The 449-nt window shown below is 59.7% G+C and carries 1 protein-coding gene; it reads left to right on the top strand.

All coding sequences use genetic code 11. The annotated features are described in order from the left end of the window. The coding region (locus AACY08_RS29720) for a hypothetical protein (RefSeq protein WP_339472664.1) at window positions 1–449 on the top strand (449 nt) is incomplete at both ends.

Raw genomic sequence — 449 nt, 5'->3', positions numbered from 1 at the left:
CAAGAAAGCCAATACTTTCGCTGACCTTGGCAGTGAATCGGTCCGCAACCTTTCGGCGCACAGCATGCTCGCGCGCCAGAGCGCGGAGACGACTGTGGCAAAGCGCGTGCAGACGACGCTGAGCCTTTATGATGCGCAGCTATCCAGTATCGATACGTCTACCGAGAACCTCCGCCAAAGCATCCTCACGGCGCTGGGCAACGGCCAGACGAGCGGTCTGCAATCGACGATCGACGGCGCATTCGAACAATATCGCAACGCGCTGAACAGTAGCGAGGGCGGCGTGGCCATGTTCGGTGGATCCCAAACCGACACCCCGCCGTTCAAGCCCAAGGCACTTAGCGATCTCGTCGGATTGGCGCAGACCGATGCGTTCGCCAATGACAATGTCGTGGCATCGGCACGTATCGCGGACGGGGTTGATGTCCCTTATGGTGTCGGTGCAAGTG

The organism is Pseudomonas sp. EL_65y_Pfl1_R83, from assembly GCF_963970695.1.
Lineage (GTDB): Bacteria > Pseudomonadota > Gammaproteobacteria > Pseudomonadales > Pseudomonadaceae > Aquipseudomonas > Aquipseudomonas tritici.
The sequence above is the reverse complement of the archived record's forward strand: the minus strand, read 5'-3'. Positions and strand labels throughout refer to the sequence as shown.